The sequence below is a fragment of the Mycobacterium sp. 5-140-3-2 genome (assembly GCF_035666375.1).
In the GTDB taxonomy this organism is placed as follows: Bacteria; Actinomycetota; Actinomycetes; order Mycobacteriales; family Mycobacteriaceae; genus Mycobacterium; species Mycobacterium intracellulare.
Window position 1 is genome coordinate 4,479,169 of record NZ_CP142025.1, and the last position, 26,795, is coordinate 4,505,963.

Annotated in this window: 22 protein-coding genes and 2 pseudogenes; 9 read left to right on the plus strand and 15 right to left on the minus strand. The window is 70.3% G+C overall.

Features of this window, described 5'->3' with window-relative positions; translation table 11 throughout:
* The first annotated feature begins 122 nt into the window (after positions 1-122).
* A complete protein-coding gene (locus P6281_RS20885) occupies positions 123-1,925 on the plus strand; it encodes an acetyl/propionyl/methylcrotonyl-CoA carboxylase subunit alpha (RefSeq protein ID WP_202349376.1) in 1,803 nt (600 codons plus the stop codon).
* A 193-nt stretch (positions 1,926-2,118) separates the two neighbouring features.
* The gene (locus P6281_RS20890) at positions 2,119-2,553 is read left to right on the plus strand and encodes an STAS domain-containing protein (RefSeq protein ID WP_029384334.1); all 435 of its coding nucleotides are present in this window, start codon (positions 2,119-2,121) and stop codon (positions 2,551-2,553) included.
* On the opposite strand, the gene P6281_RS20895 is transcribed toward P6281_RS20890, so the two are convergent.
* The 6 genes from P6281_RS20895 to P6281_RS20920 form a co-directional block, all read right to left on the minus strand.
* Positions 2,524-3,312 carry an RNA polymerase sigma factor SigF gene (locus P6281_RS20895; RefSeq protein ID WP_008259929.1) on the minus strand — a complete coding sequence of 263 codons (789 nt, stop codon included), beginning with the start codon at positions 3,310-3,312 and terminating at the stop codon, positions 2,524-2,526. The two genes, P6281_RS20890 and P6281_RS20895, sit on opposite strands and share 30 nt — an antisense overlap.
* Complete coding sequence (locus tag P6281_RS20900; protein ID WP_008259930.1) at positions 3,309-3,746, minus strand: ATP-binding protein; 438 nt, start codon at positions 3,744-3,746, stop codon at positions 3,309-3,311. Before P6281_RS20900 ends, P6281_RS20895 begins: the two co-directional genes overlap by 4 nt.
* A gap of 431 nt (positions 3,747-4,177) precedes the next feature.
* Positions 4,178-4,489 (minus strand): protein UsfY, encoded by a 312-nt coding sequence (gene usfY, locus P6281_RS20905; RefSeq protein WP_324738510.1) that lies wholly within the window; start codon positions 4,487-4,489, stop codon positions 4,178-4,180.
* Between the two features lie 54 nt (positions 4,490-4,543).
* On the minus strand, positions 4,544-4,927 hold the full coding sequence (locus P6281_RS20910; protein WP_008259934.1) for a hypothetical protein: 384 nt from the start codon (positions 4,925-4,927) through the stop codon (positions 4,544-4,546).
* A gap of 150 nt (positions 4,928-5,077) precedes the next feature.
* The gene (gene lat / locus P6281_RS20915) at positions 5,078-6,430 is read right to left on the minus strand and encodes an L-lysine 6-transaminase (protein ID WP_041785784.1); all 1,353 of its coding nucleotides are present in this window, start codon (positions 6,428-6,430) and stop codon (positions 5,078-5,080) included.
* 63 nt (positions 6,431-6,493) lie between these two features.
* The gene (locus P6281_RS20920) at positions 6,494-6,946 is read right to left on the minus strand and encodes an Lrp/AsnC family transcriptional regulator (protein ID WP_008259938.1); all 453 of its coding nucleotides are present in this window, start codon (positions 6,944-6,946) and stop codon (positions 6,494-6,496) included.
* Positions 6,947-6,976: 30 nt separating this feature from the next.
* Here P6281_RS20920 and hglS point away from each other — a divergent pair, with 30 nt between their 5' ends.
* From hglS to nei2, 5 genes are read left to right on the plus strand one after another with little or no spacing between them, the layout of a single operon-like run.
* Positions 6,977-8,212 carry a 2-oxoadipate dioxygenase/decarboxylase gene (gene hglS / locus P6281_RS20925; protein ID WP_201358426.1) on the plus strand — a complete coding sequence of 412 codons (1,236 nt, stop codon included), beginning with the start codon at positions 6,977-6,979 and terminating at the stop codon, positions 8,210-8,212.
* Entirely contained in the window at positions 8,209-9,729 is a 1,521-nt protein-coding gene (amaB, locus tag P6281_RS20930; RefSeq protein ID WP_009953254.1) for an L-piperidine-6-carboxylate dehydrogenase, read from the plus strand. The genes hglS and amaB overlap by 4 nt, the downstream gene beginning before the upstream one ends.
* A gap of 55 nt (positions 9,730-9,784) precedes the next feature.
* Entirely contained in the window at positions 9,785-10,444 is a 660-nt protein-coding gene (locus P6281_RS20935; protein WP_009953255.1) for a TetR/AcrR family transcriptional regulator, read from the plus strand.
* Positions 10,445-10,480: 36 nt separating this feature from the next.
* Entirely contained in the window at positions 10,481-15,085 is a 4,605-nt protein-coding gene (locus tag P6281_RS20940) for an ATP-dependent helicase (protein ID WP_324738511.1), read from the plus strand.
* 1 nt (position 15,086) lies between these two features.
* Positions 15,087-15,842: an endonuclease VIII Nei2 gene (gene nei2 / locus P6281_RS20945; protein ID WP_201358424.1), complete on the plus strand. Its 756-nt coding sequence runs from the start codon at positions 15,087-15,089 to the stop codon at positions 15,840-15,842.
* On the opposite strand, the gene P6281_RS20950 is transcribed toward nei2, so the two are convergent.
* The gene (locus P6281_RS20950; RefSeq protein ID WP_014383210.1) at positions 15,839-16,756 is read right to left on the minus strand and encodes an extracellular catalytic domain type 1 short-chain-length polyhydroxyalkanoate depolymerase; all 918 of its coding nucleotides are present in this window, start codon (positions 16,754-16,756) and stop codon (positions 15,839-15,841) included. The genes nei2 and P6281_RS20950 overlap by 4 nt on opposite strands.
* A gap of 191 nt (positions 16,757-16,947) precedes the next feature.
* Between P6281_RS20950 and P6281_RS20955 the strand changes: the two genes are divergently transcribed.
* On the plus strand, positions 16,948-17,307 hold the full coding sequence (locus P6281_RS20955) for a DUF732 domain-containing protein (RefSeq protein ID WP_008259948.1): 360 nt from the start codon (positions 16,948-16,950) through the stop codon (positions 17,305-17,307).
* Between the two features lie 308 nt (positions 17,308-17,615).
* Here P6281_RS20955 and P6281_RS20960 read toward each other — a convergent pair.
* The 8 genes and pseudogenes from P6281_RS20960 to P6281_RS20995 form a co-directional block, all read right to left on the minus strand.
* Positions 17,616-18,494 (minus strand): annotated as a pseudogene (locus P6281_RS20960) (magnesium transporter CorA family protein); the annotation flags it as partial.
* Positions 18,479-19,399, minus strand: a pseudogene (locus P6281_RS20965) (PPE family protein); the annotation flags it as partial. The pseudogenes P6281_RS20960 and P6281_RS20965, both read right to left, overlap by 16 nt.
* A gap of 142 nt (positions 19,400-19,541) precedes the next feature.
* Positions 19,542-20,672 carry a PPE family protein gene (locus P6281_RS20970; RefSeq protein ID WP_201407192.1) on the minus strand — a complete coding sequence of 377 codons (1,131 nt, stop codon included), beginning with the start codon at positions 20,670-20,672 and terminating at the stop codon, positions 19,542-19,544.
* Between the two features lie 225 nt (positions 20,673-20,897).
* On the minus strand, positions 20,898-21,704 hold the full coding sequence (locus P6281_RS20975) for an MBL fold metallo-hydrolase (protein WP_014385708.1): 807 nt from the start codon (positions 21,702-21,704) through the stop codon (positions 20,898-20,900).
* Positions 21,705-21,753: 49 nt separating this feature from the next.
* Positions 21,754-22,041 carry a CDGP domain-containing protein gene (locus P6281_RS20980; RefSeq protein ID WP_009954619.1) on the minus strand — a complete coding sequence of 96 codons (288 nt, stop codon included), beginning with the start codon at positions 22,039-22,041 and terminating at the stop codon, positions 21,754-21,756.
* 58 nt (positions 22,042-22,099) lie between these two features.
* Complete coding sequence (locus tag P6281_RS20985; RefSeq protein ID WP_201408589.1) at positions 22,100-22,981, minus strand: pseudouridine synthase; 882 nt, start codon at positions 22,979-22,981, stop codon at positions 22,100-22,102.
* Positions 22,978-24,732 (minus strand): glycerol-3-phosphate dehydrogenase/oxidase, encoded by a 1,755-nt coding sequence (locus P6281_RS20990; RefSeq protein WP_043955343.1) that lies wholly within the window; start codon positions 24,730-24,732, stop codon positions 22,978-22,980. The genes P6281_RS20985 and P6281_RS20990 overlap by 4 nt, the downstream gene beginning before the upstream one ends.
* 59 nt (positions 24,733-24,791) lie before the next feature.
* Positions 24,792-26,207, minus strand: a complete 1,416-nt coding sequence (locus tag P6281_RS20995; protein ID WP_009954067.1) for an NAD(P)H-quinone dehydrogenase — start codon at positions 26,205-26,207, stop codon at positions 24,792-24,794.
* An 82-nt stretch (positions 26,208-26,289) separates the two neighbouring features.
* Between P6281_RS20995 and P6281_RS21000 the strand changes: the two genes are divergently transcribed.
* Entirely contained in the window at positions 26,290-26,769 is a 480-nt protein-coding gene (locus P6281_RS21000) for a gamma-glutamylcyclotransferase (protein ID WP_008259963.1), read from the plus strand.
* Positions 26,770-26,795: the final 26 nt, after the last annotated feature.

Below are 26,795 nucleotides of genomic sequence, written 5' to 3' on the forward strand. Positions count from 1 at the left end.
CCCGGACCGCCTCGTCGGCCCAACGGCGCGGCGCTTAGACTTCCCGAGAACTCGTTGTAAGAAATTCTCTTAGAGAAGCCCCGCAGAAATACGTCTGCGACCGATGCCATACAGGAGGCGCTGTGGCCAGTCACGCCAGCTCGAGGATCTCCAAAGTCCTCGTCGCCAACCGCGGCGAGATCGCTGTCCGGGTGATCCGCGCGGCCCGCGACGCGGGCCTGTCCAGCGTGGCGGTGTACGCCGAACCCGACGCCGACGCGCCGCACGTGCGGCTGGCCGACGAGGCGTTCGCGTTGGGCGGTCAGACGTCCGCGGAGTCCTACCTGGACTTCGGCAAGCTCCTCGACGCGGCGGCCAAGTCCGGCGCCAACGCCGTGCACCCCGGCTACGGATTCCTCTCGGAGAACGCCGATTTCGCTCAGGCTGTGCTAGACGCAGGCCTGATCTGGATCGGCCCCAGCCCGCAGTCCATCCGCGACCTCGGTGACAAGGTCACCGCCCGCCACATCGCCGCCCGCGCCCAGGCGCCGCTGGTGCCCGGCACCCCCGACCCCGTCAAGGACGCCGACGAGGTGGTGGCATTCGCCAAGGAGTACGGCGTGCCGATCGCGATCAAGGCCGCCTTCGGCGGCGGCGGCCGCGGCATGAAGGTGGCCCGCACCATCGAGGAGATCCCGCACCTCTACGAGTCGGCCGTGCGTGAGGCCGTCGCGGCGTTCGGCCGCGGCGAGTGCTTCGTCGAGCGCTACCTGGACAAGCCGCGCCACGTGGAGGCGCAGGTGATCGCCGACCAGCACGGCAACGTCATCGTCGCCGGCACCCGCGACTGCTCGCTGCAGCGCCGGTTCCAGAAGCTGGTGGAAGAGGCGCCCGCGCCGTTCCTGACCGACGCGCAGCGCAAGGAGATCCACGAGTCGGCCAAGCGAATCTGCAAGGAGGCCCACTACTACGGCGCCGGGACCGTCGAATACCTGGTCGGCCAGGACGGCCTGATCTCCTTCCTGGAGGTCAACACGCGCCTGCAGGTCGAGCACCCGGTCACCGAGGAGACCGCCGGCATCGACCTGGTGCTGCAGCAGTTCAAGATCGCCAACGGCGAGAAGCTGGACCTCACCGAGGACCCCACCCCGCGCGGGCACGCCATCGAGTTCCGGATCAACGGCGAGGACGCCGGGCGAGGCTTCCTGCCGGCGCCCGGCCCGGTCACCCGCTACGACATCCCGACCGGGCCCGGGGTCCGGCTGGATTCGGGCGTCGAGGCCGGTTCGGTCATCGGCGGGCAGTTCGACTCCATGCTGTCCAAGCTGATCGTGTACGGCGCCACCCGCGAGGAGGCGCTGGCCCGCTCCCGTCGCGCCCTGGACGAATTCCACGTCGAGGGGCTCGCCACGGTCATCCCGTTCCACCGCGCCGTCGTGAGTGACCCGGCGTTCATCGGTGACGGCGAGAGCTTCTCGGTCCACACGCGCTGGATCGAGACCGAGTGGGACAACACCATCGAACCGTTCACCGCCGGCGAGCCCCTGGACGACGAAGCCGACGCCCGGCCCCGCCAGAAGGTCGTCGTGGAGGTCGGCGGCCGCCGGCTCGAGGTGTCGCTGCCCGGTGACCTGGCGCTGTCGGGCGGGGGCTCCGGCGGCGGCGAGGCGGGTGTCATCCGCAAGAAGCCCAAGGCCCGTAAGCGGGGGGCGCACGCCGGTGCGGCCGCCTCCGGCGACGCGGTCACCGCGCCCATGCAGGGCACCGTGGTCAAGGTCGCCGTCGAGGAGGGCCAGGAGGTTACCGCCGGCGACCTGGTGGTGGTCCTCGAGGCGATGAAGATGGAGAACCCGGTCACCGCGCACAAGGACGGCGTCATCACCGGGCTCGCGGTCGAGCCCGGTGCGGCCATCACGCAGGGCACGGTGCTGGCCGAGATCAAGTAGCGGCCCGACGGACTTCACCGGGATCACCGGGAGCGTTGTCGCCCCTGGCCACCACGAGTAGGGTGGCGGGCAAGGTTGAGTTCACAGCCGCCGCCCGGGGTACGTTGTTGGCGTGGGGACAGGCGAAACTCCCTGCTTCTGCGAACTTTTTGCAGTCGGCTGACGTATTCCACAGCAGGAATCCTCCGCACGGATGGAGTCAGCAATGTCTGTGGCGCAATCGTGGCAACAAAGCCGCACGGCGCAGTTCACCGCCCGGTGGGGCCCGACGGGCACCCTGATCACGGTCGACGGTGAGCTCGACGCGGCCAATGCGGATCAGCTCGCCGCGTACGTCCAACAGAGCGTCAACCGCTCCCGGCGGGTGATCCTCGACCTGCGCGGCCTGAAGTTCATTGGCACCGCGGGCTTTTCGACCCTGCACCGGATCAACGTGGTGTGCTCGGCCGCGCAGGTGTCGTGGGCCATGGCGCCGAGCCCGGCGGTGTCGAGGTTGCTGCGCGTCTGCGATCCGGACGGCACGCTCCCGGTGACGACGCCGAAGGCCGAGCCGCTGCTCGAGCCGCTGCGGGTCGATGAGGGCGAAAACCCCCGGCCGCTATTGCAATTGGTCCCGCAGCCGCGTTAGCGATTTCGCCAGTAGGCGCGAGACGTGCATCTGTGAGATGCCGACCCGCTCGGCGATCTGCGTCTGCGTCATCGACTCGAAGAACCGCAGCACCAACACCGTTCGTTCCCGCTCGGGCAGCGCCTCGAGCAACGGGCGCAACGATTCCTGGTCTTCGATGCGGTCCAGGCCGGTGTCCACGTCGCCGAGGGTGTCGGCGATCGCGCGAGCTTCCTCTTCCTCGCCCCCGCCCCCACTGTCGATCGACAAGGTGTTGTAGGAGCTGCCGGCGACCAGGCCCTCGACCACCTCTTCGCGGTCCATCTCGAGCTCGGCGGCGAGTTCGGTCGCGGTGGGCGCACGGCCCAGCCGTTGGGACAGATCGGCGGTGGCGGTGCCGAGCCGCAAGTGCAGTTCCTTGAGGCGCCGTGGCACCTTGACCGACCAGCTGTTGTCGCGGAAGTGGCGGCGGACCTCGCCCATGATCGTGGGCACCGCGAACGAAACGAAGTCGGAGCCGGCGTCGACGTCGAAACGCACCACCGCGTTGACCAACCCGACGCGCGCCACCTGGACGAGGTCGTCGCGCGGCTCGCCGCGGCCCTCGAAGCGGCGCGCGATGTGGTCGGCCAGCGGAAGGCAGCGCTCGACGATCTTGTCCCGTTGGCGCTGAAGTTCCATGGAATCGGCCGCGACGGAGGCCAACTCACGGAACATGTCCGGAACATCGGCGTACTCGTTCGGACGCGAGACCGAACCGCCGGCAGCTCGCGGTGTCACCTGCTGGAGGCCGCCCGTCGCGCCGTCAGTGTGATGCCGAAAACACTGCCGGTTTCATTGGGTTCGCGACCATCGTGAAAAGTCTGCACGTCGTCGGCCAACGACGTCAGCACATGCCAACTGAAGCTGCCGGGCGACACCACATCGTGGGTGTCGCATGCCGCGGAAGCCTCCACCACCAATTGGTCGTCCTGCGGATCGACCACGACGCTCAGCGTCGCGTCGGGAGTGGCCGAGCGAATCAACCTGGTGCACACCTCATCGACCGCGAGTCGCAGGTCCGCCACCGCATCGAAATCCAGGTCCTCGAAGGTGCCGATCGCGCCGACCAGGGTGCGCAGCATCGCGAGGTTCTCCAGCCGAGCTGCGACGTGAAGTTCGACGGCGCGATGGCCGCGCGGACGCTTGTTAGCGTGCGATCCAGCATCGTTCATATGGTCTCCCGGCATGGTTTGACTGACACTACTACTGCTCCGCAGCCCGCCGTGGACCGTGCGTTCGAGCCGGTCAGTCATGATCGCCGCCGGGTATCCGGCCCGCCATGGACGGGCCTGACGCGACCGATACAGACCGGACGCGCCGGCTTAGGCGCGTCGCAGTAATCGCCGGGGTCACGCTGATCGTCTTGCTGGTGGTCGCAGTGGGCATTTATGTCGATGTGCTCGTGTTTCTGTCCCCCATGATGGGGTGACGCCATTTTTGTCCAAGCAAACGCAACCGTTTCGGCACTCATCATGGTGCACACCTGATACCCACTCGACGGCGCCCGTAATCTCGGATTCGGGTTTCCGGCAGGATCTGACCGCGGGCGACGTCGTGGCAGGTCACCCGGGAAAAGCGGGGCGCCGCATGCGCGGACGGCCCCCTAGCTGGCGGGCCTTTGCCGCTGCACCTCGGGATGTTCGGAGTACCAGCGATCCGCGAGCCTGCGTATCCGCCGGTGCTCCAAGCCCAGCCAGATCAGACCCAGCACCGCGGCGACGACGGCGGTGACGCCCGCGGTCATGCCCTCATGGTGGTGTCCGGTCGCGAAGGCCGCCAGGCTCCCGCAGGTGCCGATCACCCCCGCGACCACCAACAGGTACCCCGGCCAGTGCAGGACGTCGATCAGCGACTCGCCAGCGAGCGGCCGCGTGGTCCTGAGATGGTCGACGGGGTCGTGATAGGTGTCTCCCATGGCTGCTCCCTGCTCCTCAGCGCACCATCAACGTTAGATCCCGGGGAGGCAAACCTAAAGAGCCAGCACCGGACCGGCGATCGGGGCGACGCCCATGGCGACCATCAGCGCCATGACGGTCAGCAGGAACCACCCGGCGCCCTGCCACCCCCACCAGGTTCCGCGGGCCTTCCACACGCGGTAGGTGCGCACGAACGCCCAGATCCCGCCGGCCAGCGCGATCATCGGACCGCCGATCGCCAGCAGGGTGCGCTGCGGCGGGCCGCAGGCCACCGTGTCGACGCCCCCGGCCGGACACGTGCTCACCCACACCGCGGCGATCAGCAGGAAGCCGACGGCGCCGGCCGTCGCCGCGGCGGCGAACCGGACGGCGGCGAGCACCTCGCGGTCTTCCTGTCCCAGGCGGTCACCGCCTGGTCGCTGGCCTGCTTTCTGCATCGTCCTCACCTCCCCGGATTCGGCCCGCCTACGTTCATCGCTAGCCGCGTCGTTTTGGTTACAACCCTCGCGGCGACGCCCCCCGGCGGCGGGTCTAAGAAATACCCCCGGACAAACCGGGGCAAACGGCCCGGGGCTCTGGTCAGGCCGTCAGGGCCGGTCGGTCAGGGCGCCGCGAATGGCCCGCATCGCGGCGTCGATCTCGGCGCGCGTGACGGTCAGCGCCGGGCGGAACCGGACGCCGTCGCGGCCCGAGGGCAGCACGATCACCGCGCGCCGCCACAGCCGGCGGATCAGCTCGTCGCGGTCGGCGGCGCTCGGCAGGCTGAACGCGCACATCAGCCCGCGGCCGCGGGGCTCGAGGACGACGCCGGGGAACTCGGCGGCGAGTTGCTCGAGGCAGCCCAGCAGGTAGGCGCCCTGGGCGGCGGCGCGATCGAAGAGTTCGTCGGCCTCGATCACCTCCAGGATGCGGCGGGCGCGCACCATGTCGGCCAGGTTGCCGCCCCACGTGGAGTTCAGCCGGGACGGCACCGCGAACACGTTGTCGGCGACCTCGTCGACGCGGCGGCCCGCCATGATGCCGCACACCTGGGTCTTCTTGCCGAATGCGACCACGTCGGGTTGCACGCCGAATTGCCGGTAGGCCCAAGCGGTTCCGGTCAGGCCGCAACCGGTCTGAACCTCGTCGAAGATCAGCAGCGCATCGTGCCGGTCGCACAGCTCGCGCATGGCGGCGAAGAACTCCGGCCGGAAGTGGCGGTCCCCGCCTTCGCCCTGGATCGGTTCGGCCACAAAGCAGGCGATGTCGTGCGGGTGGGCCTCGAAGGCCGCGCGGGCCTGGGCCAGCGACGCGGCCTCGAGCGCGGCCACGTCGGCCCCCGGCCGGATATAGGGGGCGTCGATGCGCGGCCAGTCGAACGTGGGGAAGCGATCCACGGTGACCGGGTTGGTGTTGGTCAGCGACAGCGTGTAGCCGCTGCGGCCGTGGAAGGCGCCGCGCAGGTGCAGCACCCGGGTGCCCAGCGCGGGGTCGAGGCCGCGCGCCTCGTTGAACCGGCTCTTCCAGTCGAACGCCACCTTGAGCGCGTTCTCCACCGCGAGCGCCCCGCCGTCGACGAAGAACAGGTGCGGCAGCGCCGGGTCGCCCAGCACCCGGGCGAACGTCTCGACGAAACGGGCCATCGCCACCGAGTACACGTCGGAATTGCTGGGCTTGTTCAGCGCGGCGGCGACGAGCTCCGCCCGGAATGCGTCGTCGCCGGCCAGCGCCGGGTGGTTCATGCCCAAAGCCGAGGAGGCGAAGAACGAGAACATGTCGAGGTAGCGCCGGCCGTCGCGGGCGTCATAGAGGTAGGAGCCGCGCGAGCGGTCCAGATCCAGGACGAAGTCGAAGCCGTCGATCAGCATGCTGCGCGCCAGCACCTCATGGACGCGGCCGGGATCGCGGTCGCCGTCCGGGCGGCGACCGGCGCGGGCGAAACGTTCCAGGGCGGCCGTCATGACGCCCATGCTACGGGCATGACGACGTATTTTTACACTATTATGGCGCTGTGCCAGGATAATTTATGGAATATGCTGCCTATCCGCGTAAAAAGTATTCAGGATGATGGTGCTGCGGGTCTTGACGTTCGCGGCCGTCCGGATCCGCTGCAGCAGGTCCTCGAGCGCCCGGGCGGACGCGACGCGCACCAGCAGGACGTAGCTTTCTTCGCCGGCCACCGAGTGACACGATTCGATTTCCTCGATGTGCTCGAGGCGGGCGGGCGCATCATCGGGTTGAGAGGGATCCAGAGGAGTGATGGCCACGAACGCCGACAGCAGGTGCCCGACGGCCTCCGGGTCGACGCGCGCCGAGTATCCGGCGATCACGCCGCGGGCCTCGAGGCGGCGCACCCTCGACTGGACCGCCGACACCGACAGCCGGGCGCTGGCCGCCAGCTCCGCCAGCGTCGCGCGCCCGTCGGCGACCAGTTCGCGCACCAGGATCCGGTCGACATCGTCGAGCGTCTCACTCATGGCCGGAGACTATCGCAGGAACGGCGCGCCGTGACCCGCGCGAAATGGCTGCCGGCGTGGCAGCTTCGCGCGTTGTTCGCGGCGGGCCTCTCGGCGATGTACGCCGCCGAGGTGCCCGCTTACGGCACCCTGGTCGCGGTGAGCGAGCAGGTCAACGCCGATGTCGTGGCGCGCCAGCCCGACGCCGAACGGTTCGGCTCGCTGCGGCGCGTCACCGCCGAGCGGCACGGCGCCATCCGTGTCGGCAGCCCGGCCGATTTGGCCGCGGTCGCCGACCTGTTCGCCGCGTTCGGCATGCTCCCGGTCGGCTATTACGACCTGCGCTGCGCGGCCTCCCCCGTCCCGGTGGTGTCGACCGCCTTCCGGCCCGTCGATGCAAACGAGCTGTCGCTCAACCCTTTTCGAGTGTTCACCTCGATGCTGGCCACGCGCGACGCGCGCTTCTTCGACCATGACCTGCGCCGCCGCGTCGAGGCCTTCCTGGCGCGCCGCCGGCTGTTCGATCCCGCGTTGCTCGCCGGCGCGCGCACCATCGCCGCCGACGGCGGCTGCGCCCGCGACTGCGCGCACGAGTTCGTCGCGGCGGCGGTGGCGGCGTTCGCCTTGTCGGCCGAGCCCATCGACAAGTCCTGGTACGACGAGTTGTCGCGGGTGTCCGCGGTGGCCGCCGACATCGCCGGCGTCGGCTCCACCCACCTCAACCACCTGACGCCGCGCGTCCTCGACATCGACGATCTGTACCGGCGGATGACCGGGCGGGGCATCACGATGATCGACGCCATCCAGGGGCCGCCGCGCACCGACGGGCCGGCGGTTCTGTTGCGCCAGACCTCTTTTCGCGCCCTGGCCGAACCCCGCCGGTTCCGCGGCGCCGACGGCCGGATCACCGAGGGGGCGCTGCGGGTGCGCTTCGGCGAGGTGGAGGCCCGCGGTGTCGCGCTGACCCCGAAGGGCCGCGCGCGCTACGACGCCGCGATGAGCGCCGCCGACCCGGCCGCGGTGTGGGCGGAGCACTTTCCGCCCACCGACGAGCAGATGGCCGCCGAGGGGCTGGGCTACTACCGCGGCGGTGACCCGTCGGCGCCGATCGTCTACGAGGACTTCCTGCCGGCGTCGGCGGCGGGCATCTTCCGGTCGAACCTGGACAGCGACGCCGAAACCGCCGACGCGCCAGACGAATCCGGCTACGACGCGCAGTGCCTGGCCGGGGCGATCGGCCGCGACATCGCCAACCCCTACGCACTCTACGAGGAGGCCTGCGCATGACCACCGAACAGTTACGCGCCCGGGTGCTGGGGGCATTCGACGCGATCGGCGTCACCGCGAGCCTCGGCGAGCCGGACGCCCATGGGCTGCCGGCCAGCACGCCGATCACCGGCGAGGTGCTCTTCACCGTCGCCCCCACCACGCCCGAGCGCGCCGAGCGGGCGATCGCCGAAGCGGCCCAAGCGTTTTCGGTGTGGCGAACCACGCCCGCGCCGGTGCGCGGCGCGCTGGTGGCGCGGCTGGCCGAGTTGCTGACCGAACACAAGCGCGAGCTGGCCACCCTGGTGACCGTCGAGGTCGGCAAGATCACCTCCGAGGCGGCCGGCGAGGTGCAGGAGATGATCGACGTCTGCCAGTTCGCCGTCGGCCTGTCGCGCCAGCTGTACGGGCGCACCATCGCGTCGGAACGGCCCGGGCACCGGCTGCTGGAGACCTGGCACCCGCTCGGCGTGGTCGGAGTGATCACCGCGTTCAACTTCCCGGTCGCCGTGTGGGCGTGGAACGCCGCGCTGGCCCTGGTGTGCGGGGACCCCGTGGTGTGGAAGCCCTCGGAGCTGACGCCGTTGACGGCGCTGGCCACCCAGGCGCTGATCGCCCGCGCCGCGGCCGACGTCGGCGCCCCGCCCGCGGTGAGCTCCCTGGTGCTCGGCGACCGCGACCTCGGCGGGCTGCTGGTCGACGACCCCCGGGTCGCGCTGGTGTCCGCGACCGGTTCGGTGCGGATGGGCCGCGAGGTGGGCCCCCGCGTCGCCGCGCGGTTCGGCCGGGTGCTGCTGGAGCTGGGCGGCAACAACGCCGCCATCGTGACCCCGTCGGCCGACCTGGACCTCGCGGTGCGCGCCGTGGTGTTCGCCGCCGCCGGCACCGCCGGCCAGCGCTGCACCAGCCTGCGCCGGCTCATCGTCCACGAATCGGTGGCCGACGAGGTGGTGGACCGCGTCGTGTCCGCCTTCCGGCGACTGCCCATCGGCGACCCGTCCGCACCGGGCACGCTCGTCGGGCCGCTGATCCACGAGACCGCCTACCGCGACATGGTGGGGGCGCTGGAATCCGCGCGCGCCGACGGCGGCGAGGTCATCGACGGCGACCGCAGGCACCCGCAGGGTCGCGAGCAGCCGAGCGCCTACTACGTCGCGCCGGCCGTGGTGCGCATGCCCGCTCAGACCGCCGTCGTGGCGACCGAGACCTTCGCGCCCATCCTCTACGTGCTGACCTACGACCGGCTGGGCGACGCGATCGCCCTCAATAACGCCGTGCCACAGGGGCTTTCGTCGTCCATCTTCACCACGGACCTGCGCGAGGCCGAACGGTTCCTGGCCGAATCCGACTGCGGAATCGCCAATGTCAACATCGGCACCTCGGGCGCCGAGATCGGCGGCGCGTTCGGCGGCGAGAAGGAAACCGGCGGCGGGCGGGAATCCGGCACGGACTCGTGGAAGGCCTACATGCGCCAAAGTACCAATACCGTCAATTATTCCGGTGAGTTGCCGCTGGCCCAGGGCGTGGAGTTCGGATGAAGCCTGTGAATCCATTGTGGCGGTCGTCTCATGTCGTGTGAGTACTATCTGACACATGCCGACAGCCCGAAGGCGTCTATCCCCCGAAGATCGGCGCGCTGAGCTGCTCGCTTTAGGGGCAGAGGTTTTTGGGAAGCGACCTTACGACGAGGTCCGCATCGATGAGATCGCGGAACGCGCCGGGGTGTCGCGGGCCCTGATGTACCACTATTTCCCCGACAAGCGAGCGTTCTTCGCAGCGGTGGTCAAGGACGAGGCCGACCGCCTGTACGAGAACACCAACATGGACGACGTCACCGGTCTGACCATGTACGAGGAGATCCGAGTCGGCGTGCTGGCCTACATGGCCTACCACGAGCAGAACCCGGAGGCCGCCTGGGCGGCGTACGTCGGGCTGGGCCGGTCCGACCCGGTGCTGCTGGGCGTCGAGGACGATGCCAAGAACCGCCAGATGGAACACATCATGTCCCGGATCAACCAGCTGCTCACCGAGCTGAACACGGGCATGGAACCCGACGTCGAGCGGCACCTGCGGGTGATCCTGCACGGCTGGCTGGCGCTGACCTTCGAGATCTGCCGGCAACGGATCATCGACCCCACCACCGACGCCGACAAGCTCGCCGACGCCTGCGCGCACGCGCTGCTCGACGCGATCGCGCGGGTGCCCGAGATCCCGGAGAAGCTCGGCGAGGCGATGTCCACCTCGCGGCTCTAAGCGCGGCATGTCGGTCCCCGTTGGCACCATGGATGGGTGAGCACTCGCGCTGATTCCGGGCCGCCCGGCCCCGCCGACCCGCTGGGCCGGTTCAGCGCCGTCACCCGAGAGTGGTTCACCGGCACCTTCGACGCGCCGACCACGGCGCAGGCCGAGGCCTGGGAGGCCATCGCCGACGGTCACCACACTTTGGTGATCGCCCCCACCGGGTCCGGCAAGACGCTGGCGGCGTTCCTGTGGGCGTTGGACAGCCTCGCCGGCGCGGCCGACCGCCCGCCGGGCACCCGGGTGCTCTACGTGTCCCCGCTCAAGGCGCTGGCCGTCGACGTCGAGCGCAACCTGCGCACCCCGCTGGCCGGGCTCACGCGCATCGCCGAACGCCGGGGCCTGCCGCCGCCGGACATCAGCGTCGGCGTGCGCTCCGGCGACACCCCGCCCGCCACCCGCCGCCAGCTCATCAACCGGCCTCCCGACGTGCTGATCACCACACCGGAGTCGCTGTTTTTGATGCTCACCTCCGCCGCGCGCGAAACCCTGGCCGGGGTGCAGACGGTGATCGTCGACGAGATCCACGCCATCGCCGCGGGCAAGCGCGGCGCGCACCTGGCGGTGTCGCTGGAGCGCCTCGACGCGCTGCGGGAGGACAAACCCGCCCAGCGGATCGGGCTGTCGGCGACGGTGCGGCCACCCGAGGAACTCGCCCGGTTCCTGTCCGGGGGGCAGCCGACCACGATCGTGGCGCCGGCGTCGGCCAAGACCGTCGAGCTCACCGTGGCCGTGCCGGTGCCCGACATGGCGAACCTGGCGAACAACACGATCTGGCCCGACGTGGAGAACCGCCTGGTCGACCTGATCGAGGCGCACAACTCGACGATCGTGTTCGCCAATTCGCGTCGGCTGGCCGAACGACTTACCGCCCGCCTCAACGAGATTCATGCCGAGCGCAGCGGCGTCGAGCTATCCACGGAGGCCAACCCGAAGGTGGCGGGCGGCGCCCCGGCCCACATCATGGGCTCCGGCCAGACCTACGGGGCCGAGGCGATACTGGCGCGCGCCCACCACGGTTCGGTCAGCAAGGAACAACGCGCCCTGGTCGAGGAGGACCTCAAACGCGGACTGCTCAAGGCGGTGGTGGCGACCTCCAGCCTCGAGCTCGGCATCGACATGGGCGCCGTCGATCTGGTGATCCAGGTGGAGGCGCCGCCGTCGGTGGCCAGCGGGCTGCAACGCATCGGCCGGGCCGGGCACCAGGTCGGCGAGGTCTCCCAGGGGGTGCTGTTCCCCAAGCACCGCACCGACCTGATCGGCTGCGCGGTCAGCGTGCAGCGCATGCTGGCCGGCCAGATCGAGACGATGCGGGTGCCGGCCAATCCGCTCGACATCCTGGCGCAGCAGACCGTGGCGGCCGCCGCGCTCGAGCCGCTGGACGCCGACAAATGGTTCGACACGGTGCGCCGGGCCGCCCCGTTCGCGACGCTGCCGCGCAGCGTGTACGAGGCCACCCTGGACTTGTTGAGCGGCAAGTACCCCTCCACCGATTTCGCCGAGCTGCGTCCGCGGCTGGTCTACGACCGCGATACCGGCACGCTGACCGCGCGCCCCGGCGCGCAACGCCTGGCGGTGACCTCCGGCGGCGCCATCCCCGACCGGGGGCTGTTCACGGTGTATCTGGCCTCCGAGGCCGAAAAGCCTTCGCGGGTCGGCGAACTCGAAGAGGAAATGGTCTACGAGTCCCGCCCCGGCGACGTCATCTCGCTGGGCGCCACCAGCTGGCGCATCACCGAGATCACCCATGACCGGGTGCTGGTGATCCCGGCGCCCGGCCAGCCGGCCCGGTTGCCGTTCTGGCGCGGCGACGGGGTCGGCCGCCCGGCCGAGCTGGGCGCCGCGCTGGGCGCGTTCACCGGTGAGCTGGCCGGGCTCACCCGGGAGGAATTCGAAACCCGCTGCGCCGGACTGGGTTTCGATGCCTACGCCACCGACAACCTGGCCCGCCTGCTCGACGAGCAGCGTACCGCCGCCGGGGTGGTGCCCACCGACACCACCCTGCTCGTCGAGCGGTTCCGCGACGAGCTCGGCGACTGGCGGGTGATCCTGCACTCGCCCTACGGGCTGCCGGTGAACGGTCCGCTGGCGCTGGCGGTGGGACGGCGGCTGCGGGAACGCTACGGCATCGACGAGAAGCCCACCGCCTCCGACGACGGCGTCGTGGTGCGCCTGCCCGACACCGTGTCCGATTTCGCGTCGGACACGGGGATCGAAACCCCGCCCGGCGCGGACCTTTTCGTCTTCGACGCCGACGAGATCGACCCCATCGTCACCGACGAGGTGGGCGGCTCGGCGCTGTTCGCATCGCGGTTCCGCGAATGCGCGGCCCGCGCCCTGTTGTTGCCGCGTCGGCACCCGGGCCGCCGCTCGCCCCTGTGGCAGCAGCGCCAGCGCGCGGCCCAGTTGCTCGAGGTGGCCCGCAAATACCCCGACTTCCCCGTCGTGTTGGAGACCATCCGCGAATGCCTGCAGGACGTCTACGACGTCCCCGCCCTGGTGGCGCTGATGACCGGCATCGCCCAGCGCAGAGTGCGAGTTGTCGAGGTGGAAACGGCGCGGCCCTCGCCGTTCGCGGCCTCGCTGCTGTTCGGCTACGTCGGCGCGTTCATGTACGAGGGCGACAGCCCGCTGGCCGAGCGCCGCGCCGCCGCGCTCTCGCTGGACAGCACGCTGCTGGCCGAGCTGCTGGGCCGGGTGGAACTGCGCGACCTGCTCGACCCCGAGGTCATCGCCGCCACCGCCCGCCAGCTGCAGCACCTCTCTGCGGAACGGGCCGCGCGCGACGCCGAGGGCGTCGCCGACCTGCTGCGGCTGTTGGGCCCGCTGACCGAGGAGGAGGTGGCCGCCCGCGCGGGTGGCGCCGACGTGGGGGGCTGGCTGGAGGGCCTGCGCGCGGCGCGGCGCGCGCTGACGGTGTCGTTCGCCGGCCGCGGCTGGTGGGTGGCCATCGAGGACATCGGGCGGCTGCGCGACGGCATCGGCATCCCGGTTCCGCTGGGCGTGCCGACGGCCTTCACCGAGGAGGTCGCCGACCCCCTGGGCGAATTGCTGGGCCGCTACGCGCGCACCCACACCCCGTTCACCACGGCCGAAGTGGCGGCCCGATTCGGCCTGGGGCTGCGGGTGACCTCCGATGTCCTGGGCCGGCTGGCCGCCGACGGGAGGCTGGTGCGCGGCGACTTCGTCGCCGAGACCCCGGGGCCGTCCGGCGGTGTCGCCGGGGCCGAGCAGTGGTGCGATGCCGACGTGCTGCGCATCCTGCGGCGGCGATCGCTGGCGGCGCTGCGGGCCCAGGTCGAGCCGGTCAGCACCGCCGCCTACGGGCGCTTCCTGCCCGCCTGGCATCACGTGGGGGCGGCCGAATCGCCGCGCGCCCCTGGCCATTCCGGGCTGGACGGGCTGATGTCTGTGATCGATCAGCTGGCCGGCGTGCGGATCCCCGCATCGGCGATCGAGCCGCTGGTGCTGGCCCCCCGGGTCCGCGACTACTCCCCCGCGATGCTCGACGAATTGCTGGCCACCGGCGAGGTCACCTGGTCGGGCGCCGGGTCGATCTCGGGTAGCGACGGCTGGATCGCGCTGCACGCCGGCGAATCCGCGCCGCTGACACTGACCGGGCCCGCCGACATCGAGCTCGGCGACGCCCACCGCGCCATCCTGGACACGCTCGCCGGGGGCGGCGCCTACTTCTTCCGCCAACTCGCGCACGGCGGGGTGCCCGACGCCGCGCTCAAAACCGCGCTGTGGGAACTGATCTGGGCCGGCTGGATCACCGGCGACACGTTCGCCCCGGTGCGCGCCGTCCTCGGCGGCGCCGGCGCGCGCAAGCGCTCGGCGCCCGCGCACCGCTCGCAACGCCCGCCCCGGCTGAGCCGGTACAGCGTCGCGCACGCGCAGTCCCGGCCCGCGGACCCCACCGTCGCCGGCCGCTGGTCCATCCTGGCGGCCCCCGAGCCGGATTCCACGCTGCGCGCCCACTACCAGGCCGAGCTGTTGCTGGGCCGCCACGGCGTGCTGACCCGGGGCGCCGTGGCCACCGAGGGCGTCCCCGGCGGGTTCGCCACCCTGTACAAGGTGCTGAGCGCCTTCGAGGACGCGGGCCGCTGCCAGCGCGGCTACTTCATCGAGTCGCTGGGCGGGGCGCAGTTCGCCGTCGCGTCGACCGTCGATCGGCTGCGCAACTTCAGCGAGGGGGTCGATCCGGAACGGCCGCAGTACCGGGCGGTCGTGCTGGCCGCCGCGGACCCGGCCAACCCCTACGGCGCGGCGCTGCCCTGGCCCACCTCCGGCGGCGAGGGCGCGCGCCCCGGCCGCAAGGCCGGCGCGCTCGTCGTGCTGGTCGACGGCGAGCTGGCCTGGTTCCTGGAGCGCGGTGGGCGCTCGCTGCTGACCTTCACCGACGATCCCGGGGCCCACCACGCCGCCGCGGCGGCCCTGGCCGACCTGGTCGCCTCCCGCCGCGTGGCGGGGATGCTGGTGGAGCGCATCGACGGGGTGCCGGCCCTGGCGCCCCGCGCGGACGCGTCCGGCCCGCTGGGCGCGCTCACCGAGGCCGGATTCCACACGACGCCACGCGGACTGCGGCTGCGCTGAGATGCCCGAAGGTGACACCGTCTGGCACACCGCCGCCGTGCTGCGCGAGCACCTGGTCGGCGCGACGCTGACCCGATGCGACGTTCGGGTGCCGCGGTTCGCCACCGTCGACCTCACCGGCGAGGTGGTCGACGAGGTCGTCAGCCGCGGCAAGCACCTGTTCATCCGGGTGGGACGGGCCAGCATTCACTCGCATCTGAAGATGGAGGGCAGCTGGCGGGTCGGCGAGCGCCCGGTGCGGGTCGACCATCGGGCGCGCATCGTGTTGGAGACCGGCACCGTCCGGGCCGTCGGCGTCGACCTGGGCGTGCTGGAGATCCTGGACCGCGACCGGGACGGCGAGGCCGTCGCGCATCTGGGACCCGATCTGCTGGGCGAGGATTGGGACGCCGCGCGTGCCGCGGCCAACCTGATGGCCGACCCGCACCGGCCGATCGCCGAGGCGCTCTTGGACCAGCGGCTGCTGGCCGGGATCGGCAACGTCTATTGCAACGAATTGTGTTTTGTCAGCGGGCATCTGCCCACCGCGCCGGTGGGCGCCATCGCTGACCCGCTCCGGCTGGTCTCCCGCGCACGAGAAATGCTGTGGCTCAACCGCTTTCGATGGAATCGGTGCACCACCGGTGACACCCGCAGCGGGCGCCAGCTCTGGGTCTACGGGCGCGCCGGGCAGCGCTGCCGTCGCTGCGCCACCCCCATCGACGTCGACGACACGAAAGAGCGGGTGGCCTACTGGTGCCCGTCGTGTCAGCGCTAGTCCCGTGCGTGCGCGAGGAAAAACTGGGCGATGGCCTCCGACCCGTCGAGCGCGTGCGTGGTGGGCCCGATGACGGCCGCAGGCAGATATTGCTTGCCGCCCGGCCAGGTGTGCCCGCCCTTGTCGATCTTGTAGAACACCACCTCGGTGGACGCCGCACACGCCGCGGAGACAAACCGGCGGACGACCGTGCCGTCGCGGACGTCGGGCAGCAGCTCCATCGACGGTTCGCCGGCGCACCCGTCCGCCGCGCGCCACTTGGCCACCATGGCATCCGCCGAGATGGAATGGCTGAGCCCGCCACGGCCGCGGACCGCGCCACCCTTGAACGGCACCAGCGGGTCGGCGGTCCCGTGCGCCTCCCATACCGACACCGGCCGCGACGGGTTGCAGGCCACACCCACGCCCAGGGTGCCGGCCACCGGCGCCGCGGCGGCGAAGACGTCGGCCCGGTCGCAGGCCAGCCGGTTGGACATGAAGCCGCCATTGGACATCCCCGTGACGAAAACGTGTCCGGGCGCGATGTTGAAGTCGTTTCGCAGCTTGCCCACCAGCCCGACGAGGAAGGCCACGTCGTCGATGTGGCGGCGATCCGCGGGTGACGCGCCGCGCCCGTCGGCCCAGCTCTTGTCGTACCCGTCGGGGTAGACGACCAACAGGTCGTGGGCGTCAGCAACGGAGTTGAACCCCGTCAGCGCGCGCTGCGCGATCCCGGTTCCGCCGCCGCCGTGCAAACTGAGCACCAGGCCGATGGGGTCGCCCGCCGGCACGTGCAACATGTAGGTTCGGTCCATGCCGCCGGATCGGAACGTACCGGAAACGTCTCGAGCGCTTGCCGCCGACACGTGCCGCACCCCGCAGCCGGCCACGCATATCGCCACCACAGCGAGCCACAGCCATCGCGCGTACGGCATGTTGTCAGGTCGCCGACGGCGCAGCGACGGACAACGAACGGTTACGCGCCGCCGAAAACAGAGCAAACATTGATGTGGCACGGACCGCATTATCGGCGATCCTCCATCGGGTAACGCCGCGGCGTGCGAGCATTCGAACTGGCCCCGCCCTCAGCAAGCTACGGCTCTTCTGTTCCACGGGAGTATCACAGATGACGAGCACCCAGATCCGCAAGCCCGGCCGGGCGCGGTCGCTCCTGGCTATCGGCGCCGTGCCGGTCGCCGGCCTACTCAGCGCGATGACGGCGCCGGCGACCACGCACGCCACCTCCGCCGATGACGCGTTCCTCGCCGCGCTGAAAGCCAAGGGGATCAATTTCGAGTCGCCCGAGGCGGTGGTCAACTCCGGTCATACCGTGTGCCACGAACTCGATTCGGGCCAAACGCCGGAACAGGTTGCCAACAACGTGCTGTCCAGCAGTTCGCTGGACAGCTATCACGCAGGTTACTTCGTCGGCGTCAGCATCAAGGCGTACTGCCCCAAGTACGCGGCGGCTGCATCCGGGTCCTGAAATTTACAGCCGGTTGACAGACTGGTGACCAATTCGCGGCTAAAGTTGGAACATCCGAAACTAATGTGACGACCACAAGGCCAAAATGATTCCGAAACTTTTGGTCGGTGTTGCGGGTGTCGCCATCGTTCTTGGCGCTTCCGGTTGGACCGCAGCATCGGCCAGCACCGACCCTAATCCCTTCAGTCATCTCAGCTGCGCCTGCAGGGAATTGGATCCACCGGGCGGCTCCGCCCAGCGGGACAAAATCAGCCAGGGCATCCAGCACGGTCTTTCCGCCGCACCCCCGGTCGCACAGTGAGCGCGGTCTAGAGCCAGTCGCGACGTTTGAACATCACGTACAGCACCACCATCAGGACGGCTATCACGCTGGTGCTGGCGGCGAATCCGGCCGCCGTACCGAAGCCCGGGTAGGGAACGTTCTGCCCGTAGAACCCGGTGATCGCCGTCGGCACGGCGATGATGGCCGCCCATCCCGTCAACTTCTTCATGACGGTGTTCAGCCGGGCGTCCTGCAGCGACAGGTTGGTCTCGAAAATCGTGGTGACCATGTCGCGCAGCGACTCCGTCCATTCGGACACCCGCAGCACGTGGTCGTAGAGGTCGGCGTACAGCGGATCGAGCTGGCGGTCGGCGCCGTCCGAAATGCGGTGGTGCTGAATCGAATTGACCACCTCGCGCATCGGTAACGCCACCCGCCGCAGGTTCACCAGGTCCCGGCGCAACCCGAAGGTGCGGCGCGCAAAGTCGCCCTTGCGCGACGTGCCGTCGAACAACTCGTCCTCGATGGCCTCGATGCCGTCGTCGAGGGCCTCGACGGCGGCAAAATGGCTGTCGACCACGACGTCGAGCAGGCCGTGCACCAGGGCGCCGACGCCGTAGGCCTGGCCGCCGATCTCCTCCCACCGCCGGGTCACCAGCGCCATGTCGAAGTCGGGCGTCAGGCGCACGGTGATCAACCCCTGCGGCAGCACGAACGCCGAGATGCGGCGCATCGACAGCGTGCGACCGGGGGCGTCGACGACGTTCGTTGCGGCGCCGGCGATCTCGGCGGCGTACACGGTGAAGAAGGTGTGGGTCTCGTAGCCGGTGGCTTTGACCCGTTCGGCCGCCGCCACGGCGTCTTCCACCGCCCAACGGTTCAGGCCGAGCTCGCCGGCCAGGCCGCCCAGGGTGGCATGGTCAGGTGGCCCAGCGAAATTCCCACACCCAGCGCCGCTCGGGGCGCCAGTGACGACCCCGCGGCGCCGACCGCGCTGACGAGCCGCGTCTCGGCCGACGCAAGCGCCGCGGCGCCGTCCGCCAAACCCGGACCGATGTCCTCCCCCAGCGACGCAAACGCGTGCGCGGTGGCCAATTGCGCGCACACACCCAGGATGTTGACGGGCATCCCACCCGCGATGGTCTGGTTCCCCCAGGTGCTCCAATACCCGAACCAACCGTCGTTTGGGTCGAAAGCGTCTGCGGCGCTTGACCCTTGGCCGATCGAGTCGGCGGCCAGGAGCTGCGCCCCGGAATTTCCCGTGGTCGCCGCGTGCATCATGGTGGCCTGCGCCGTGGCCCCCGACGGGTTGGTCACCTGGGGCGGCGGCGAGAACTGGGGCAGCTTGACCGCGCCCGCCGAGGTCGCGGCGTAGCGATACATTGCGGCGGAGTTGTTCACCCACATGGTGTGGTACTCGGCCTCGGTTTCGGCGATGGCCGGGTAATTGACCCCGAAGAAGTTGGTGGCCAACAACATCGCCAGGCGCGCCCGGTTGGCGGCGACCAGCGAGGGATGAACGACCGTCCAGTGGGTCCATTCGAACGCCGCGGCAACGACTTGCACCGACGCCGCGGTCTGCTGGCACTGCTGCGCGGTCAGGCGCAGCCAGGCGAGATAGGGTTCTAGCGCCTGGGCCATCGCCATCGACGACGGACCGTGCCACGTCGTGGACAGCCACGACAGCTCCGCGGTGTAGCTACTCGCCGATTGCTCCAGCTCGGCGCTCAATTCCTGCCAGAAGCCGGCGGCTTCGATAAGTGACCAAGCGCCGGGTCCGGAGTGGATCAGCGCCGAGATTATCTCGGGCGGCAGTATCCCAAAATCCATGAACCTTTACCTTGGGGAAGAAGTGGGTGGGGCGAACGCCGCGCGTCGGCGCTGGTGCTGGTGGCCGCTGAGGGACCTGACAGACCCGGCCTACCCGGTGAATGCGATCGGCGCCGGCAGTCGTGCGGCGCCACCGTCAATGTCATCCGGCCGACGGGTTTCGAGGCATCACTTTGCCTTTGACCTCCCGGCCCACGGCAACGTCCTCGTACTTTTGCTGTTTGCGTTTTCGCCAGCCGGTGCCCGCCGAGGCGGTCGGCGGCGGCACCATCATCGGCATCATGGGAAATCCGGATTCCGCGGCGGGCAGCGGGGACGCCGCGGACGCGAGTTGCACCCCGGTCTGCGTGCCCGGCAGCAGGCCCACCACGGCGGGGGGCGCGGTCAACTTGCCCAGCGAGACGCCGACGCCCAGCGCGCCGGTCGGCGCCGACGCTCCCGCGCCGATGCCCTTGATCGCGTTGGCCAGAGTGGCCGAGGTCAGTCCCAGGCCCTCCGACAGGCCGGAGCCGATGTCACCGCCCACGGACGCGACCCCTTGCGCGGTCGCCAACTGCGCCCACACACCGAGCAGATTGATGGGGAAACCCGACGAGATGAACTGGTTGCCCCAGGTGCTCGCCCAGCCGAACCAGCTGGCGTTGGGGTCGAAGCCGGTGACGCTGTCGCCGAGCGCGTCCTGGACCTGCGGACCGAACGAGTCACTCGCGGCTTTCATCACCGCCGCCTCTTGGTTGGCCGTCCCGTCCGGATTGGTGTCGGGAACCGGCGAGGTGAACCGGGACAGCTGCCCCGTCGCCTGCGACGTCGTCGCCTGATAGCGGGTCATCGCCGCGGCGTTGTTCGCCCACATGGTCTGGTATTCGTTTTCGGCCTCGGCGATCGCCGCGGTGTTGGTCCCGAACCGGTTGGTCGCCAGCAACTGCCGCAGGCGCGTCCGGTTGGCGGTGACGACCGAGGGGTGGACCACCGTGGCGCGAGTGGCGCTGAAGGCCGAGGCCGCCGCCTCCGCCGAGGAGGCCATCTGCGCGGACTGCTGCGCGGTCTCGCGCAACCACAGCAGGTAGGGCTGGACGGACTGCAGCATGGCCGTCGCGGACGGGCCGTCCCACGATTCGATGAGCGAGGTCAACGTGGAGGTATAGGTGGAGACGGAATTCTCCAGTTCGACGGCCAGGCGCTGCCAGGCGCCGGCGGCCTCGATCAGCGAGCCCGCTCCGGGCCCGGTGTGGATGAGTGTCGAGGTGACCTCGGGGGGTGCTAGTAGATCCATCTCGTCTCACAATGCCCACGCTGAGAACGCCTCAGCAAATTTCCGTTAACCAGGCCGCGAAAAAGCCCCAAACTCTGTACGTCGATGCCTGCTACCTGCCGTCGGTACCTCCCAGTTCGACCGCAAGCCGCTAGGACACCCTATACCCCCAGCAACGGCCTCCTCTTCCCATTTAATCGAGCCGGGGACTTGGCACCCGCCGCTGGTCGGGAGCGGGGCCCTCTATCAGACGGTCACCGAGTCGCCGCGGTTCACCGTGACGATCCGGTCGCCCAGCCCGCGACGCTGCATTTGCCGGGTGAAGTCGGAGAGCGGCGACGCGAACACCGCGTAGTCGTCGAAGTGCACCGGGATGGCCTTCGGCAGGCCCAGCATCGCGACGAGTTCGGCCCCCTGGCGACCGTCCATGGTTACGGTCAGCCCGAACGGAAGCCGCCGGCCGGCCGGCAGCCGGGTGCCGCCGAGGTGCAGCATGCCGACGTCGATCGGGTCGAACCGCGCCGGGATCTCGTTGAGCTCCTGGATCAGCAGGGTGTCCCCGGAGATGTAGAGCCGGCGCCGGGGTGCGCCGTCGGCGGAGCCGATCTCGACCATGGTGCCCATCACCGGCGGCAGCAGGCGCCGGCTCCACCCCGGCGCGTGGCGCCCGGGCAGCGACGTGAGGGTCACGGTGGTGTCGCCCTTGGTGATCGTGTGCTGCTGCCAGGTTTGCAGGCCGCGCGCGTGCGCGAAGCCGCGCTGGTGCAGGCGTTTGGCGGCGTGCGGCGTCGTGATGATGGGCAGGTCGTGGTCGAGCCCCCGCTGCGACACCCTGTCCCAGTGGTCGCCGTGCAGATGGGAGAGCACGACGGCGTCGAGGCGCGGAAGTTCGTCGATGCCCAACGCCGGCTCCTTCAGGCGCTTGGACACCAGTCCGTGGCCGAGGTAGGCGCGTTGCCCGCGGTGCAGGAAATTCGGGTCGGTCAGCAGCGTCAGCCCGCCGACGGAAATCAGCGTGGTGGCGTTGCCGACGAACGTGACGGCGATGTCCATACGCGCGGGCTACCCGATCCCGGGCGGTCCACGCCGCGGGTTGCCCGCCTCAGTCGATGTGCGACGGGGGGTCGGCGAACGCGAGGTCCGACGGGCGCTGGTCGGGACCCATCACGTCGCAGTGCCCGTCGGGCACGAGGTAGGAACTGGCGCCGTTGGGAATCAGGCGGGTGACGGCCACGCAGCGTTGCCAGGTGCCGTCGGGCTGGACGGGCCCGTCGCACTTGCTGAGCACGCCTCCCCCGTACTGGCAGCCGGCGCTCACCGGCGGTGCCCAGGCTATGAGCCCGGCGGCCGTCAGCAGGGCCGCCGATCCCGACACGATGCCGCGCTTCATGGTCGCCTCCCGTCACCTCGCCCCTGGGGCCCTGCGGCGTTGCCGACTGCTTGTGACGCTACCGCTTGCGCACCCTGTCCGCGTAGGGATCACGGCGGCTGACGAACTCGCGCCGCACGCCCGAGCGCGGGTCGGTGAACTCGATGCGCCGTGCCAACAACCGCAGCGGTGTGCTGAAGTCGTCGGGCGCAACGTCAATCACGTTGGGGTACAACGGATCCCCCTCGATCGGTATCCCCAGCGAGGCCATGTGCACGCGCAGCTGGTGGGTACGCCCGGTGCGCGGGGTCAGCCGGTAGAGGCCGTCCGCGCTCACCAGCTCCACCAGCGTCTCGGCGTTGGCCGCTCCCGGCTCGCAGACCGCCTGCAGCTGACCCCGGCGCTTGACGATGCGGCTTTTCACCACGCGGGGCAACCGCAGCGCCGGGTCCACGGCGGCGCGGGCCAGATACGTCTTGTCCACCAGGCCCCGCGAGAACAGCGTCTGGAACGCGCCCCGCATTTCGCGGCGCGCGGTGAACACCAGCACCCCGGCGGTCAGCCGGTCCAGCCGGTGCGCCGGGCTCAGCTCGGGCAGGTCCAGCTCCCGGCGCAGCCGCACCAGCGCGCTCTGCGCGACGTGGCGTCCCCGCGGCATGGTGGCCACGAAGTGGGGCTTGTCGACGACCACGATGTCGTCGTCGCGATAGAGCACCGGGATCTCGAACGGCACCGGCACCTCGTCGGGCAGCTCGCGGTAGAGGTAGACGCTCGCCCCGGCGGGCAGCACGGTTTTGGCATCGATCACCGCGCCGTCGGCGCCCACCACCTCCCCGGCCAGCACCTTGGCGCGGGCCGGCGCGCCGAACCGGGCGCTCAGCTCGGCCAGCACCGGTCCGCCCCGCAGCCGCACCCGCGCCGGGCCGAGCCCGTCACGCACGGGAAGCGGGGCGGGCCTCACTTGAGCGGGACCGGCTCGAGGATCTCGGCGCGGGCCTCGGGCGCGCTGGCCCGCAATTCGTCGGCCGACACGTCGTCGGGCTGGGCCTGGGACAGCACCTCGGCCTCCACCCGGGCGGTGTAGTTGGCGACCTCGCGGTCGATGTCCGCCGCGGACCAATTCAGCACCGGCGCAACCACATCCGCGACCTCGCGGGCGCAGTCGACACCGCGGTGTGAGTATTCGATGGAGATGCGCATCCGGCGGGCCAGGACGTCCTCCAGATGCAAGGCCCCCTCGGCGGTCACGGCATAGAGCGCCTCGACCCGCAGGTAGCCCGGCGCCTCCTTGATCGGGTCGAGCAGGTCGGGGCGGTCGTCCGCCAACGCCAGCACGTCACCGATCAGCGAGCCGTAGCGGTCCAGCAGGTGGCGCACCCGGTAGGGGTGCAGCCCCTGCAGCTCGGCGACGTGCTCGGCCTGGTTGATGAGCGCGAAGTAGCCGTCGGCGCCCAGCAGGCTGACCTTCTCGGTGATCGACGGTGCCACCCGCGCCGGAATGAATTGGGCCGCAGCGTCAATCGCGTCCGCGGCCATCACCCGGTAGGTGGTGTACTTGCCGCCCGCGATGGCCACCAATCCCGGCGCGGGCACCGCCACGGCGTGCTCGCGGGACAGCTTCGAGGTTTCCTCGCTCTCCCCGGCCAGCAGCGGCCGCAGCCCGGCGTACACCCCGTCGATGTCGGCGTGGGTCAGCGGGATGGCCAGCACCGTGTTGACCGTGGTGAGGATGTAGTCGATGTCGGCCTTGGTGGCCGCGGGATGGGCCAGGTCGAGATTCCAGTCGGTGTCGGTGGTGCCGATGATCCAGTGGCTGCCCCACGGGATGACGAACATCACCGACTTCTCGGTGCGCAGGATGATCGCGACGTCGCTGACGATGCGGTCGCGCGGCACCACGATGTGCACGCCCTTGGAGGCCCGCACCTGAAATCGCCCGCGCTGCTTGGACAATGCCTGGATTTCGTCGGTCCACACCCCGGTCGCGTTGACCACCACGTGGCCGCGGACTTCGGTGACCGCGCCGTCCTCGGAGTCGCGGACCCGCACCCCGGTCACACGATCGCCCTCGCGCAGCAGGGCGACGACCTGGGTAGAGGTACGCACCACCGCGCCGTAATGCGCTGCGGTGCGCGCGACGGTCATGGTGTGCCGGGCGTCGTCGACGACCGTGTCGTAGTAACGGATTCCGCCGATCAACGAGCTGCGCTTGAGGCCCGGACTCAATCGCAACGCGCCTGCACGGGTCAAATGCTTTTGCGCCGGAACGGATTTCGCGCCACCCATCCGGTCGTAGAGAAAGATGCCGGCTGCGATGTAGGGCCGTTCCCACACGCGGTTGGTCAGCGGGAACAGGAACGGCATCGGCTTGACCAGGTGCGGTGCCAGCGTGGTCAGCGACAGCTCGCGCTCGTAGAGCGCCTCGCGGACCAGGCCGAACTCCAGTTGCTCGAGGTAGCGCAGGCCGCCGTGGAACATCTTCGACGAGCGGCTCGAGGTGCCCGAGGCGAAGTCGCGCGCTTCCACCAGCGCCACCTTGAGCCCGCGGGTCGCGGCGTCCAGCGCGCAGCCCGAACCCACCACGCCGCCGCCGATCACGACCACGTCGAACTGCTCGGCGCCCAGCCGGTCCCAGGCCGCCTGTCGCTGTTCCGGACCCAGCACGGACACCGGCGAGCTTCGCTGGGTGGACGCGTGGATGGAATCAGTCACGACCTGGACTCCTCACTGGGTTACTCATCAGTAGGGGCGTGCTGCACCAAGGCTAACCGCTAGTCCAGATCGTCGTGCGCCATCAGCCGCCGCGCCGCCTCGGTGATCGAGCCGGACAGCGACGGATACACCGCCAGCGTCTGCGCCAGCTCGTTGACCGTGATGCGGTTCTGCACTGCCACGGCGATCGGCAGGATCAGCTCGGAGGCGATCGGCGCCACCACCACGCCGCCGATCACCACGCCGGTGGACTTGCGGCAGAACACCTTCACGAAGCCCTGCCGCAGCCCGGACATCTTCGCGCGCGCGTTGGTGCGCAGCGGCAGCATGATCGTGCGCGCCGACACCGAACCGTCGTCGATCATGGTCTGCGGCACCCCGACGGCGGCGATCTCGGGGCGGGTGAACACCGTCGCCGCCACCGTGCGCAACCGGATCGGGCTGACGCCCTCGCCCAGCGCGTGATACATCGCGATGCGGCCCTGCATGGCCGCGACCGAGGCCAGCGGCAGCAGGCCGGTGCAGTCGCCGGCGGCGTAGATGCCGGACACCGAGGTCCGCGACACCCGGTCCACGGTCAGGTAGCCGCCGCGGCCCAGCTCGATGCCGACCCGTTCGAGGCCCAGGCCGTTGGTGTTGGGCACCGAACCGATGGTCATCAGCGCGTGGCTGCCTTCCACGGTGCGCCCGTCGGCCAGGGTGACCAGCACGCCGTCCCCGGTGCGGGTGACCGACGCGGCGCGGGCGTTCTTCACCAGCTTCACGCCGCGCTCGGAGAACGCGGCCTCCAGCACCCGGGCGGCGTCGGCGTCCTCATACGGCAGCACCCGGTCGCGGCTGGCGACGACCGTCACCGGCACACCCAATTCGGTGTAGGCGTGCACGAACTCCGCCCCGGTGACCCCCGACCCGACCACGATGAGGTGCTCGGGCAGCGCCTCCAGGTCGTAGAGCTGGCGCCAGGTCAGGATGCGCTCGCCGTCGGGCTGGGCCGACGGCAGCACCCGCGGGCTGGCGCCGGTGGCGATCAGCACCACGTCGGCCTCGTACTCGCTGGTGGTGCCGTCCTGGGCGGTTGCCTTGATGTTGTGGCGGGCCAGCCCGGGCGTGGGGTCGATCAGCTCGCCGCGGCCGGCCACCACGTGCACTCCCACGCCGAGCAGCTGATCGGCGATGTCGGACGACTGATCGGTGGCGAGTTGCTTGACGCGGGAGTGGATCTGCCGCAGCGAGAGCTTGGCGTCGTCGATGTCGATCTCGAAGCCCAGCCGCGGCGCGCGGCGCAGCTCGGTGCGCAGCCAGGTCGACGCGATGAACGTCTTGGACGGCACGCAGTCGTCCAGGACGGCGGCCCCGCCGATGCCCTCGGACTCGATGACGGTGACGTGCGTCGTGTCGGGGTGGGAAGTGGCGGCCACCAGCGCGGCTTCGTAACCGGCCGGGCCGCCACCGAGGATCACGATGCGCGTCGCCACAGCCCTAACCTAACGAAGCCGGGCGCACGCCGCCCAACGCTCGGGGGAAGACCGGGCCAGCTCGGACGTCTAAGCTTTCCCCGTGCCGCTCTACGCCGCGTACGGGTCGAACATGGACCCCGAACAGATGCTGAAGCGCGCACCCCATTCGCCGATGGCCGGAACGGGCTGGCTGCACGGGTGGCGGTTGACGTTCGGCGGCGAGGACATCGGCTGGGAGGGCGCGCTGGCGACCGTGGTCGAGGATCCGGACTCCAAGGTGTTCGTCGTCCTCTACGACATGACACCGGCCGACGAGGTCAACCTGGACCGCTGGGAGGGCTCGGAGTTCGGCGTCCACCAGAAGATCCGCTGCCGGGTCGAGCGCATCTCGTCGGACACCACCACCGACCCGGTCCTGGCGTGGCTGTACGTGCTGGACGCGTGGGAGGGCGGACTACCGTCGGCCCGATACCTCGGGGTCATGGCGGACGCCGCCGAAATCGCAGGTGCGCCAAGCGATTACGTGCACAGCCTGCGCACTCGACCGGCCCGCAACATCGGCCCGGGCACCAGCGCCTGAAAAATCACTCGCCTCTGGGCGATCAG